Origin of the sequence: Acetobacter sp., assembly GCF_047723915.1 — a bacterium.
In the GTDB taxonomy this organism is placed as follows: Bacteria; Pseudomonadota; Alphaproteobacteria; order Acetobacterales; family Acetobacteraceae; genus Acetobacter.
The window spans coordinates 1-13,339 of sequence record NZ_JBDOBQ010000006.1 but is presented as its reverse complement, the minus strand read 5'-3'; the positions used below and the strand labels follow the sequence as shown (position 1 = coordinate 13,339).

The following is a 13,339-nucleotide window of genomic DNA, read 5'->3' as shown; positions in this document are numbered from 1 at the left end:
ACTTAATCCTCCGGCAGAACCTGCCCGCTGAAAGTGCCTGATGTCTCGGCACGGGTTGCGGACGGATAAAACTGGATCAGAACCATGGAGAAAAGCCCCACACAGAACGGCACGCCCAGAAACCCGAACGTAATGGCGCTTCGGGTCATGGCCGCCTGCATAGGCGCATGCGCGTCATACTGCCCCCATGACAGAATGGCCGCAACAAGAAACCCGCCAAATGCCCAGGCGGACTTTCCGGCAAAACTGTTGATGGAATAGGCAAGGCCCGCTGCACGCACCCCTGTCAGGTCCGCGCCGATATCGATCGATTCAGCAAGCATGGCATAAAAAACCGGTAGGGCTATGCCATCGAAAAAACAGACCAGGCCGAACAGAAACAGCAGGACGCCGGTCGTGTTCGGGGCATGCCAGAACAGGACAAGACAGAACATGGAACACGCATACCCCAGTGCCACGGCACGCTTCCAGCCAATACGGGGGGAGAGGAAAGACGAACAGTAGACACCGCACGCCTTGGTTATGCCCATGACAGAAATCAGCAACCCGCCGAAAGCAGCGCTCCGGCCAAGGACATGCTGCGCGTAGTAAATGGAAAATCCGTAAAAGGATGTCAGGTCGATATAAAAAAGGCTCAGCACCACGGTCACGACAACCCAGGCCCGATTACGCAGGATAGACCGCACCATGACCGAAAGCGGCAGCAGGTCGGGTTCAAGATTAATGCGTTCGGGGCAGGTTTTATACGGGATCATGGCCAGAACGGCCCCAGCGGCCGCCACAAGGCCCACCCCAGTCGCATAACCATAGCGTGACACGGCCAGCGGCACGATACTGCCGACCAGAAACGTACCCAGTGCCGCGCCGACCATACGGAAAGTAGACAGGGAAAGCCGCTCATTGGCGCTGTCGGTCATGACATTGGGCAACAGCCCGTACGGCACGATATAGAGCGAAAACAGAATGCCCATGGACAGATAGCTGACATAGGCCCAGGCCAGCCTGCCATGGCCAGAAAACGGCACCGACACGAAACAGCAGGTGAGTGAAATGGCGAGCGGCACCGCAAACCACTTGAGATACGGCCCGACCCGCCCATTGAACAGAATACGCCGGTCGATACACCACCCGACCACCGGGTCGACCAGGCTATGCACGATCCGGGCGACAAGGAGCAGCACAGCCAGACTTGCGGTCGCGATCCCCACCACATCCGTATAAAAATGGATCAGGTAGGAACCTGTAATGCCAAACATGCCATTACCGACCATGTCCCCCAGACCGAATGTCATGCGTTGAGACAGTGACAACGGTCGGCCCCCTGAACGGGGGGCCTCCGGCTGACTGGTGGCATGCTGGTCCAATCGTATCCTCCCCTTTAGACAGTGCTGCCCCGGCAGACCGGCCGGGGCGGGGCATATTGTCAGAAATCAGCCCGCACGCCACCGAAAAACTGCCTGGGCGCACCAACCACAAGGGACTGGTAATCGCCCGACAGGGGGTTGCCGCCGTCATCCCCGGTCATGATCAGGTATTTGGCGTTCGTCAGGTTGGTGATGTTGAAAGTCAGGGCAAGGTTCTCGGCCGGGCCGATACGGCCGAAATCATGCCGCATGCCGAAATTCACCATCCAGTAGGCAGGCAGGTTGGTATCGTTCACGTAGCTGAAATACCGTTTGCCAATATACATTGCATCCGCATGGAACGATGTCCGGTTCCATTTGTAATCGGCGGAGGCCTTGTACATGAACATGGGGTAGTTCACGACATGCTTGCCTTTTACGGCATAGGTCACGCCCTGCTGCGTAATGTTGTTGTCGTATGTTGAATGATTGTAGCTGATGGAATTGAAAATGCTGAAATTCTTGAACGGCCGCACGGTCAGCGCCGCGTCCACGCCGTTCATGGTGACCCCGCCCAGATTCATGACCGTGGTTTGCGGGTTCTGCTGGCTACCGGCCACCATGGCGCCCAAACGGTTGGAGAAGTTGACCCGGTAACCGCTGACAGACGCATCAAGATACTTGCTGTTATAGCGATAGCCGACAGAATACGCCCAGTCCGTTTCGGGCTTGATGCTGTTGCGCGACAGGTCGAACGCCGCCTGCGACACCGCGAACGGAGACGAGGACAGGTGATAACCACTTTGCGGATAGGCGCGCATGTTTTCTGAAATATCAAAATAGATTTCGTGATGCTTCAGGAAACGGTAGTCAGCGCTGAAATGCGGCAGAAACGCACCGAATGTCGTCAGGCCCACGCCACCGGCCAGGGCATCGGTGCCGGTATAGGGTTCGTAATTGCCTGTCTGCCCCACATGCGTCGTGCTGAGCAGGGACTTGAAGCCCGCATTCAGGGACAGGTTGTCGATCGGGCGGTAGGTATCCTCGATATAGGTTTGCAGCGTGTTGGTATTATACGTCTGCCCCCACAGCTTGGCGAACGGGTTTTTCCAGCTTCTGAACGGGTTGGGCGTCAGGGTCTCGTTTCCGGTCAGGAGCGGATCGTCATAAGCAAACATGTTGGAAACGTATTTGTTGTTTTCATACCACAGACCAGCATGGATCTGGTTCCGGGCGATCGTGTACGTCACACCCGATGTCAGACCAAAACGGCTGATGGAAGGCTGTTTCACGATTTCGGACAGCGGCGCGCCATTGGCCGAGGCCATCCACGGACTGCTCCACTGGGTTGCGGCATCCTGCCCATGACCGTAAACGACCGTATCCCAGTTGAGGTTGTCCGCCATTTTCAGATGAAAATTCAGCCCACCCAGATAATCGGTTGTTGTTGTCGTGCCCGCGTAATAGGACACGTCCTTGGGGTCGCTGGTCTTGTCTTCCCCGTGGGTGTAAATGCCCTGCGCCGCCAGGTACGCCTGCCGGTAGTTGGGGTAGGTGTTTGCAACATTGTAACCCAGAACGTGAACCATTTCGAGCGATTCAGCCTGGTAATTGAACTGTGACAGGTCCGAATAATCGAAGAACAGGGAAACCTTGCTCTCCGCCCTGATGGGCTGCACCAGCTTGAAGTTGACCTGCTGCAGGAACTGATCCCCGCTACCTTTCCAGAGCTTGGTGTCGTTACGCATGTAGGATGCGTAAAATTTGGTGCCAGACTCATTGAGCTTGCCGCTGTCAAAGCGGATGAACGTATGCACGGTGGAATTGCTGCCGCCGTTCTGCGCCAGCACACCCCCCATCTTGTCCTTCGGGTCAGAAGAGAAAATATTGAGAGCGCCGCCCAGGCTGTTCGTACTGGGCATGTCCACCGCCCCGGCGCCCTGGGAAATATCCATGCGCCCGACGTTTTCGGAAGAGATCGCCTCGACCGTATTCAGGCCGTTGTAATTGCGATACACCGGTTCACCCAGGGGAATGCCATCCAGCGCGAAGCCGATCTGGTTCTGGGAAAAACCGTGCATATACAGCTTGACACCGCCGGTATCTACGCCCTGCGGGTCATCGGACTGGAACAGCACGCCGGGCACACGTTCGAGAATTTTCAATACCGAGGTGCCAGCAACAGCCGATGTAAAGGCCTGCGCTGAAATTGCCGTCACGCCACCATGGCTTTTATGCTGGGTATGCACATCCACCGCCTCGCTGCCGCGGGCGGTCAGCGCCAGGGTCGACGGCTTACGATGCACCGCAGGCGTGGCGGATACCTTGGTCGATACGGCGGACGATCCTGAAGGGTGCCGTGATTTTACATGTTCCAGCCCGCCCTTGTGCGCCCGCGACGCAGCATGGGCCGCCTTGCCGCTGAAATCCCAGCCAGCGACAAGCGACGATATAATCGTCGAAAAATAGAACGATGCTTTGATAGCCTTGAAAGGTAGCCCCATAGGGTTCTCCATGAACGACGAGTTTGCTAGCGGGATCAGGCTCGAATCTAATATGTAGCGTATACATGATGGATTGCACCGTCAAGTTCCGTTTCCGCAACGAAACCCCGAATCCCACGCGCACCCCACCACCTGAAGCAGGTGTGTAAAAATAACAAAAAATCTCTAAATACTATAGTTTTCAAACAAACCAGGGCTATGCGTTGCAAATAAAAAATAATCATGACCTCAATATGCTTGTGTAATTATAATCAGGCATCGCGGGCCCATCATCCTCTTTAGGTAGGCGATATCGCGTAAACACCATGATTTCGGAAAGAATTAACAACCCTACCCCCAAAAAATCCGTTCGTAAGCCCTTGAGAGTCCTTTTAGAAAGTCACGGAGCATTTTGCCATAGCGTCATGCTTTCCATCGCAATGTGAATCATGGCTTCTGCGGCATCAATTCTCTGTTCATAATCCTCCACACAGCCCCCCCCCCCAAGAGCGCGCGATCCTCGCATAGCAAACAGTTTTTTGTATCACGCCGACGCACAAACCGCGCTTCAATATCCGCCCGAACAGAACGCAGACCACTTAGAATATCCTGCGTGATCAAGCGGCTTTTGGCGTCCAGAGGCCGTTTTTTCCGCGCAACAGTGCGACGGCGAAGACGATAAGCTTTCGCATAATGACGGTAATGACGACTTTGGCATGTTTTCCCTTGGCAGTCAGGCGGTCATAGACGCGCTTGAAATATGGGTTGAAGCGCCCGACGACGATGACGGGCATGTAGAGTACGTATCGGAGGGTAGCCCTGCTGCCCTGGATGAAACCTCTTCCCCGCCATATTCCAAACTGGCGGGTCATCGATGCCAGCGCGGCAGTCTGGCCTTCCTCCATTGTGGCGATTTCGGGCATATCGGCCAGCAGCGCATGAGCCGTGACAAGACCGAGACCTGGGATACTGGCCAGCACGTCCCCTGCGTCGTAACTGGTTCCGGTCCTCTGCCACTAATAGCTCGACGGCGGTGTCGAGAGAGATGACCCGTGCCTTGATTTGCTACTTGCGATGATGGGCATGGCATTGCCGCAATGCGATCGTCAGGGCTTTGAAGCGATTAATCGTGGCCCTCCGGTCTCTCATCAGGCTCCGCCGGGCAGCGACCGGTTCGGCCAGGCGGTTCTGCTGGTTTGAACGGACCGGGCGGGCGACCGGCATCCAGCAATGCGCCATAGCACGCCAGCATCAACGCATCGACACGATCGGCCTTCACGAGCCTGCCGGTGGCTTCGGCGAAGCGGCGCACGTGCCGCGGCTTGACCTTGATCCTCACCACGCCGAGGGACGCCAGGCGCTCCTCCAGCGACCGGTGATATGGACCGGTCGGCACGCGAACACTACCCGCGCGACGGCCTTCCTGTCGCCGATCGTGCATGATGACATCCAAAGCCGTTCCCCACCCCGGAACACCGTGAGCCGGATATCACCAGCAACCAGAATTCCCTACTCCCGGCAGAAAACCCTCCGGCTTCCCCACAGACCCAAATGCCACCCTTGATATTTAACTATATTTTTTGTGTATATATAAAATAACTATTTTTATAGATATAATATGTTGACCACATTAATATATGGTGGAATAATCCCTCCCAGTTCATAGCACTTCGACGTCACCCCCGGAGACGGACCATGCAATTCAGGCACCAAACATCTGTCATGAAACGATGTCAGGCTGAGCGTTCCTTCAGGCTTCCCGATGGGTAAGTAGTCCGCTCCGTATAGGCACAGAAAGTATATGACCATGTTGACTTCGCATATTTTCGAAATTGATGGTGTTTTTGTTGGTTCTCTCATTCAGGATTGCACACGTTGCGAGCGGCGTTTCTATGCCGTACATGACGCTGTCAAATCCTTTCACAATCATATTCTGGACCAATCCGGCAATCTGAGTCGCCAGATTGCGCAGCAGTTTCGTCGGGCCAGAACTTCGGCCACTCCAGGGTAAAAATTTCACACTGTCAGCGACGATCTTGTGGAACAGGCCGATCTCATTCTTTTCCAGATCGCCCTGTTCTGCATCGTGCTACGCTGACAGAGAAAATAGCGGGCGACATCACATTCCCGCCGCGGCTATTTTGCTAGTGATCAGGCCATAGTTCTCAGGCACAGATCATTCCACGCATGGCATACCAGAACAGCTTACTACACGACGGCTAAAAGCCTGACAAACCGATGTCATTCACAGAAATTATATGACCGCCTTTGTTGCAGATTTTTCTTGTCCTGCTCACAAATGACTGTCTCCTGCGATAGCAGTAAGCACCAAAGACGACCTCAACTCAAAAACTCATAATACAGTAACGGCCGCACCATCCGTATGTATCGGACTATAGAGCAGATCAGCGATTTAAATAGAGCAATGCTGTGCGGGCTTTCCAATAAAACAGAAAGCATCGGGGCCCTTAACCACGACAGCAAGCGAATCATACGCTCACGTGCAGAATGAGACATCGCTACGCTATCGAAAACTGTCGCGGTGTCGTGCCGCGCAATAAGACCTACACCCTCGTATCTGCCATTCGGATCGCTGCAACCTTCATATTTTATCGCAAAGATTTCATTCTGAACTTGGTTCTGGTGCCCTGAGTTTTCATACGACTTATTTCACTAATTTCAGGCCATTTAATGTTTTACAACTTTTTTATAATGTGGTTATCTTAAAATAAGATTACATCATGTGGTTTAAGGTGCCCAAATGACAATCCAGCTTGGCCAGAATGCCCCCGATTTCCAGCAAGACAGCACGCAAGGGCCGATCCATTTTCATTCCTGGCTTGGAACCGGGTGGGGAATCCTGTTCAGCCATCCGAAAGATTTCACCCCCGTCTGCACGACGGAACTAGGTGCAGTCGCTCGACTTGCTCCCGAATGGGCTAAACGGAATACAAAAGTGCTCGGTCTGTCAGTCGACGGGTTGAAAGACCATACTGCGTGGGAGGCAGATATTGCCGACACTCAGGGAGCTGCAGTTGATTTTCCCATTCTGGCGGATGTGGATGGCAGAGTTGCCCATCTCTATGGCATGATTCACCCCGAAGCCGATCCGAAGGTGACCGTCCGAAGCGTCTTTATTATTGACCCGAATAAGAAAGTCAGACTCACACTTACCTACCCTCCATCAGCCGGGCGCAATTTCGACGAAATTCTGCGTGTCCTGGATAGTCTGCAATTAACTGACAGGCAGAAAGTAACAACACCAGCGAACTGGCATGTAGGAGAAGATGTCATTATTGCGCCGTCGGTTAGTGATGAACAGGCAAAAACACTTTTTCCGCAAGGCTGGAAGACCCTCAAGCCCTACTTGCGTCTGGTGACACTCTCCTGATCCGTCGTTTGTGCAAAAGGCAAGCATGACAATGCACTTAAGAACAGGCAAGCGAAGCATCGAAAGCCATAGCGTCGCCCCAATCATGTCTTCACGAGGGCTCGAAAAATTGTCGCGTACGCCTGCTCCACAGAAGATAGAAAAATCATCTGGCGTGCGCACTCGACACACGAAGGATCTGTTGGACATGCGTGTGCCAGATGATGTTCTTTCCCATATTTCTTCATCTTTGGCAGATTTTGAAATTGTGGTTGTTCCCGGCCTGGATGGATCCGCCCCACATCATTGGCAATCCAGTTGGCAAAGGGCGCTTCGCTCTCGCGGAGTGTCGGTCCGCCGTGTCAGGCAGGAGAACTGGTCCAGGCCGCACTATAAAAACTGGATGGCGACACTTGTCGCAACCATCGGACGCAGTAAAAAACCCGTCCTGCTCGTGGCGCATAGTCTGGGCTGTATCCTGATTACGCATGCCGCGCAGGAGGGACTTTTGCCCGATACTGTCGCTGGCGCGTTACTAGTTGCGCCAGCTGACGTTGAGAATGGCCCCGATAGCGATATGTCTCGTGTTGCCGATTTTGCTCCTGTACCTTTATCAATCCTGCCATTCCCGTCGTTGGTGGTCGGGAGCAGAAACGATCCATGGTTGAGTGTAACGCAGGCTCGCTTATTTGCTCGTCATTGGGGCGCATTTTTTATCGATGCCGGACGCAAAGGACATATCGGCAATCAATGTGACCTTGGTTACTGGCCGGATGGCTTACTCCTGCTGGATCGGCTGGCGCAAAATTCCGCCTACGAATACGCGTGAAGCAGAACAGAGGCTATGTTAAAAAAATTGCATCACGCCTCAAGCATAGAGCACCAATATTTCTCAGAACCCGACCGCAAATAACCAAAAAATAACGTTGTATATAAAAACAACAAAAATTTAAGATATTAATTTGACACAATTTCCACGTTCTGGTTGAATGTGTCAGCAGGAAAGGAGGGAAAGTGATGATGGCTGCACAAAAACATTATTCGCCCTCCATCGTGCAAGTATGGCGATGTTGCTGCCGTTAATGGCCCTTACAAATTCAGATCATTCATAATACGATTCGACACGACAGATCGAATTGTATAGCCATCGCTTGCGATATGACTGCAAAAATCATGTATATTTATCCTTTTTTAGCTTTTTCTGCGTACTTCCATTTGCGGCGCCACAAATCACAGCTTGTGCCAGACTGTACAACGGGAGCTTTACAGAACAATTAACTTTGAAAAGCAGTCTATTAATGACGCCGTTCTGGAAGGTCGCCATAGATGGAAGACCCAGCTCTTGTCTTTGTCGGGAAGCCACTTTGCAAAACCGATATATCTTCATCTTTTGAAGGACTTAAAAACATTTATTATCAGCGTTTGTGGGAAATGCTTAAATCAGAAGCAAATCCCTTTTTAAAGATTTTTTTTGAAAAAATCGCGAGTATAACTACACATACAGATTCCGGCTTTGCAGAAGGTCTTTCGTTCCTTTTGTCAGAAAAGCTATCCGTTACGGAAAATAGAAATCTGAATTTCTATAAATTTTTTCATGAAATTTATAGAAAATATCCTGATCTTCTTGACCGCGCCGCGTCCGACCTGATTGCCTTGCATAATCGTGATCCTGCTGTTGCAGACTATGGAACGCCTTTTCTTGAATTCAAGGGGTATCATGCCCTCCAACTCCATCGTGTTTCGCATGTTCTATGGAACGAACAAAGAAAGACAGCCGCGCGCTTTCTGCAAAGCATGACATCTGAACTCTGTGACATTGACATACACCCCGCAGCCGCTCTGGGAGCACGTATCATTCTCGATCATGGAACCGGCATTGTCATTGGAGAAACAACCATCATAGAAGATGACGTTATTCTCTTTCAGGACGTGACATTGGGCGGGACAGGAAAAGAGAGTGGCAAACGTCACCCGACAGTGCGGGAAGGTGTCGTGATCGGACCAGGGAGCAAGATACTGGGCGCGATTGAGATCGGACGAGGAGCCAAAGTCGGAGCGGGATCGGTCGTTGTCAAAAATGTTGCCCCTTTTACCTGTGTTTTTGGTAGCCCCGCTCAGGTTGTAGGACGACATACGCATATCCCCGGGTTAACTTTCGACCAGTCTCTTCCCGCAATCGACTACATTTTGTAATTTCGATAGTGATTTAAAAAATACACGAAATTTAATCGTTTTTGATTGACGTCTGAAAATGGGCTGTTAGGCTCGAACTGAGGTTTGCTGAAGGGTACACCCAAAATGAGATGGAACGAAAACATGATCTGTCTGATTTTTCACCAGAAGCGATGTTGTCGATCATTCAAGATAAATTAATCAATGAGCTTCATAAAAAACACGACAAAATCATAAGGTCTGGCTGATCATGACAGAAATTCAACCCGCTCCTCTCGCAGGGGCGTCGGCACTTGATCGTAATCTGTCCGCAAGGCAACTTTCAACAGCACATGTCACACGTGTGCAAAATCTGGAGCGGACTCCTCGATGGCTCCATCGACTGCTGCCATGGGTAAATGTTGGCGGGGGCGTGTTCCGGGTTAACCGGCGACGCATTGTAACATCCCGTTATGCAGGGGTAGTTTTTTCCGGTAGCGGGAACGCGCTTTATCCGACGCCTGAAAGCCTGTCTCTCTTCCCGGGTTTCTCTGATCAGAAGCTTGAAACTATTCGCGATATCAGCACCGCATTCAAAACTCAGAAAATTTCTGCTGGAAAAGAATTTGCTGTCGACGATGGTAGTCTCCTTATTGTTGTCCAGGGACAGGTCCAGCAAAAAGCGACAACGCCGCAAGGTCGGCAGGTCAGACATTTATTCCTGGCTGCGGGACAAAACGGTATTATCCGACAGGACAAGAGGCACGGCTCCCTTGTTGCAACGGATGAAACCACAGTCGTCACACTTTCTCCTTCTCTGGCAAAGCAGCATCCATGGCTGACAGAGGCATTGGAGCAGATCGGAAATGAGGCTGAACCGGCCCACGGCGTGAATCAGTATGGCGAGGCCGCCATTCAGGTTCTGTCAAGTGTCGACGGCGAACCCAAGCTGCCGACGACTTTTGTGGATTATCAGGATCATCCCCGCGAATATTATCTCCATTCGCTTCAGACTGTTCTACGCACTCATACACGCATTACCGATCTCTATAGTAACGAATTCGACCAGTTACGTGAACAGGTGCGGGTCGTCATTGACGTCATTCGCGAGCGTGAAGAATGGGAGCTGCTGAACAACCCTGAATTTGGACTCTTGCGCGAAACCGCCATTGCTCAGCGTATTCCGACACGCGGTGGTCCACCCACACCGGACGACCTGGATGAGCTTTTGACCAGGGTATGGAAGAAGCCCGCCTTTTTCCTGGCTCATCCCAAGGCCATTGCCGCCTTTGGCCGTGAGGCAACCCGTCGTGGCGTGCCACCGCCGACGGTGACGCTTTTCGGCTCGCCCTTTCTGACATGGCGCGGGATTCCCCTTGTTCCTTCCGACAAAATTCCCGTTTCGGATATTGGAGAGACGAGCATTCTATTGCTTCGGGTGGGCGAGGAAGAGCAAGGCGTTATCGGCTTGCATAATACAGGTATTACCGGAGAGGTCGAACCGGGCCTGTCTGTCCGTTATAGCGGAACGGATCAATATTCCGTCGCCTCACACCTGATTACACGTTACTTTTCGGCTGCTGTTCTGGTGGAAGACGCAATTGCCCGGCTCGATAACGTGCTGATTGGAAATTATTATGACTACGCCCCCTGACTTTGGCGGTACGCCGGACCTGAAGGCGCATCAGAGCCTTCTTGCGCGTGCTCTGCACGACGTTCTTGAAGAGGGGGCAGCCGTCGCTGCTCCCTCTCACAATGACCGGCTTGCTTCACCAGCATTTGCGTCCGGCGCTGAAGTTTCCGGTTATGAACCCGTCTGGTCCCGAACACCGGTAACATCACCTGCCACTCCGGAAAACCGCTTCGGAAATATTTCTCAAAAAGCAGCCTCGCCATTTTTCCCCAATCCATTTTCTTTCCCTATCCGCGCTCATGACCATGATAGCGCTGCAGAAAATACCCCATATTTCCTGCATGCAGGGAACAAGCCCTCTCTTGGAACGGGAAATACGCTTTCGCCCTATGAAATTGTTCAGATCAAGAATGATTTTCCAATTCTGAATCAATCGGTCAATGGCCATAAACTGGTCTGGCTGGATAACGCGGCCACCACCCAGAAGCCAAGATCTGTCATTGACGCAACGTCTCGATTTTATGAGCGGGACAATTCAAACATCCATCGCGCTGCCCATACACTGGCGGCACGGGCTACAGATGCTTTTGAAGCGGCTCGTGAAAAAATTCAGCGCTTTATCGGTGCTCGTGAACCGGCGGAAATTGTTTTTGTCCGAGGCACCACAGAAGCTATCAATCTGGTTGCCCAAAGTTACGGACGCGCCAATATCGGCGCGGGCGATGAAATTCTGATTACCACGATCGAGCATCACGCAAATATTGTTCCCTGGCAGTTGCTTGCGCAACAGACCGGAGCTGTTTTGCGGGTGGCCCCTGTTAATGACAGGGGGGAACTGCTGCTGGATCAGTTTGCATCTCTTCTATCTGGACGAACCAAAATCGTGGCCGTCACACATGTTGCCAACGCATTGGGCACAATCAACCCTATTGAGCAGATCATAGCGCTCTCACATACCTATGGTGTGCCGGTTTTGGTGGATGCAGCGCAGTCCTCGCCTCATCTTCCCTTGAACGTGACGGCTCTGGATGCCGATTTTCTGGTGCTCTCCGGACATAAGATTTATGGGCCGACCGGGATTGGCATTCTATACGGGAAACGCGCTCTGCTTGAGGCTATGCCCCCATGGCAGGGCGGAGGGCATATGATACGGGATGTCACATTTACCCTTACGGAATTTCAGGGACTCCCCGAAAAATTTGAAGCCGGCACGCCTGATATTGCAGGAGCTGTCGGATTGGGCGCCGCCGTAGACTATCTGGAACAAATCGGGCTACCAGCTATCGCGGCGCATGAACATGCCCTGCTGGATTATGCTACCTCTGAATTTGAACGTTTACCGGGCATACGGATCATTGGCACAGCCGCGGCAAAAGCCAGCGTCCTGTCGTTTATTGTACAGGGCCACAACGTCACAGATGTTGCAAAATATCTTGACAGTTACGGTATAGCCGCGCGATCCGGGCATCATTGCGCACAACCTGCACTAAGACGTTTTGGGGTAGAGGCTACCGTCCGGGCGTCTTTCGGTCTTTATAACAGTTTTGAAGATGTTGATGTGCTGGTCTCTACGCTCAGAGCTCTGATCAGGCATTGAAATGACAACAGCGATATTAGATGCGTTCTGCGGCGGCATTCTGATAGGGAGTGCCGCCGTTCTTTTGAAAGCCGCGACAGGACATATCCTGGGGGCAGCGGCATTCTGGGGCATGCGTTTTCGCGCCCGCTGCAAATCTGGCGCCAAGCTTTTGTCGCGGGTGTGATCGGTACCGGAACCCATCCGGAGGACGCACGAGATGGACGGCTCTTGCCCCAGCCTTCCCGCTCATCGTTCAAGACTTTCGTCCGTGGACACCACCGTCGCGTAAGCAAAAGACAGCGCGGCCATATACGCGGCATGAACCTGCTTCGCCGGCACGTCTGTTCCATTGAACTCCAGATCGCGCGTTGCGATCGCGTCATGCACCACGGTCACGTCATATCCCAGATCCACCGCAGCGCGAACCGTCGCATCGATGCAGACATGACTCATGACGCCCAGGATCGTCAGTTTCCTGATGCCCCGCCCATCCAGAAGCGTCTTCAGTTCCGTATTCCTCAACGCGTTGGGATGATGTTTGAGCACAACCGGCTCTCCGTTCTCCGGTAGCACCAGTTCGTTGATCTGCGCGCCGATTGATCCAGGAGCAAAGAACGGTGCATCGCTGCTTTCAAACTCATGCCGGATATGGATGACCGGCGTTCCTGTCTCCCGGAACTGAACTGTCCCGGGTTTACCGGAGAGTAAAACTCTCGGAGGATGAACCCTATGGTAGAGAAGAAGAAAACATCCCGTTATTCGCCTGAGTTCCGTGAGCGC

General features: G+C 52.6%; 11 protein-coding genes and 1 pseudogene. 6 read left to right on the top strand and 6 right to left on the bottom strand.

Going from position 1 to position 13,339, the window contains the following annotated elements; genetic code table 11:
• Positions 1–2 precede the first annotated feature (2 nt).
• The 5 genes and pseudogenes from ABF990_RS05315 to ABF990_RS05295 all read right to left on the bottom strand — a co-directional run bounded on the left by ABF990_RS05315 (position 3) and on the right by ABF990_RS05295 (position 5,279).
• Positions 3–1,310, bottom strand: coding sequence for an MFS transporter (locus ABF990_RS05315; RefSeq protein ID WP_415499771.1), 1,308 nt, complete (start codon positions 1,308–1,310; stop codon positions 3–5).
• 113 nt (positions 1,311–1,423) lie between these two features.
• Positions 1,424–3,847, bottom strand: coding sequence for a TonB-dependent receptor (locus ABF990_RS05310; protein ID WP_415499770.1), 2,424 nt, complete (start codon positions 3,845–3,847; stop codon positions 1,424–1,426).
• Between the two features lie 379 nt (positions 3,848–4,226).
• Positions 4,227–4,316: pseudogene (locus ABF990_RS05305) on the bottom strand (IS5/IS1182 family transposase); the annotation flags it as partial.
• A gap of 127 nt (positions 4,317–4,443) precedes the next feature.
• Complete coding sequence (locus tag ABF990_RS05300; protein ID WP_415499769.1) at positions 4,444–4,806, bottom strand: transposase; 363 nt, start codon at positions 4,804–4,806, stop codon at positions 4,444–4,446.
• A gap of 143 nt (positions 4,807–4,949) precedes the next feature.
• The gene (locus ABF990_RS05295) at positions 4,950–5,279 is read right to left on the bottom strand and encodes a hypothetical protein (RefSeq protein ID WP_415499768.1); all 330 of its coding nucleotides are present in this window, start codon (positions 5,277–5,279) and stop codon (positions 4,950–4,952) included.
• A 354-nt stretch (positions 5,280–5,633) separates the two neighbouring features.
• Between ABF990_RS05295 and ABF990_RS05290 the strand changes: the two genes are divergently transcribed.
• The 6 genes from ABF990_RS05290 (at position 5,634) to ABF990_RS05265 (ending at position 12,577) form a co-directional block, all read left to right on the top strand.
• The gene (locus ABF990_RS05290; RefSeq protein ID WP_415506514.1) at positions 5,634–5,837 is read left to right on the top strand and encodes a hypothetical protein; all 204 of its coding nucleotides are present in this window, start codon (positions 5,634–5,636) and stop codon (positions 5,835–5,837) included.
• Positions 5,838–6,587: 750 nt separating this feature from the next.
• On the top strand, positions 6,588–7,217 hold the full coding sequence (locus ABF990_RS05285) for a peroxiredoxin (RefSeq protein WP_415499767.1): 630 nt from the start codon (positions 6,588–6,590) through the stop codon (positions 7,215–7,217).
• Positions 7,218–7,404: 187 nt separating this feature from the next.
• Complete coding sequence (locus tag ABF990_RS05280) at positions 7,405–8,025, top strand: RBBP9/YdeN family alpha/beta hydrolase (protein ID WP_415499766.1); 621 nt, start codon at positions 7,405–7,407, stop codon at positions 8,023–8,025.
• A 497-nt stretch (positions 8,026–8,522) separates the two neighbouring features.
• The gene (gene cysE / locus ABF990_RS05275) at positions 8,523–9,389 is read left to right on the top strand and encodes a serine O-acetyltransferase (protein WP_415499765.1); all 867 of its coding nucleotides are present in this window, start codon (positions 8,523–8,525) and stop codon (positions 9,387–9,389) included.
• A 229-nt stretch (positions 9,390–9,618) separates the two neighbouring features.
• Positions 9,619–11,001, top strand: coding sequence for a family 2B encapsulin nanocompartment shell protein (locus ABF990_RS05270; protein ID WP_415499764.1), 1,383 nt, complete (start codon positions 9,619–9,621; stop codon positions 10,999–11,001).
• Entirely contained in the window at positions 10,985–12,577 is a 1,593-nt protein-coding gene (locus ABF990_RS05265) for a SufS family cysteine desulfurase (protein WP_415499763.1), read from the top strand. Before ABF990_RS05270 ends, ABF990_RS05265 begins: the two co-directional genes overlap by 17 nt.
• Positions 12,578–12,805: 228 nt before the next feature.
• Here ABF990_RS05265 and ABF990_RS05260 read toward each other — a convergent pair.
• On the bottom strand, positions 12,806–13,339 hold a 534-nt coding region (locus ABF990_RS05260), incomplete at its 5' end, for a cysteine hydrolase family protein (protein WP_415499762.1).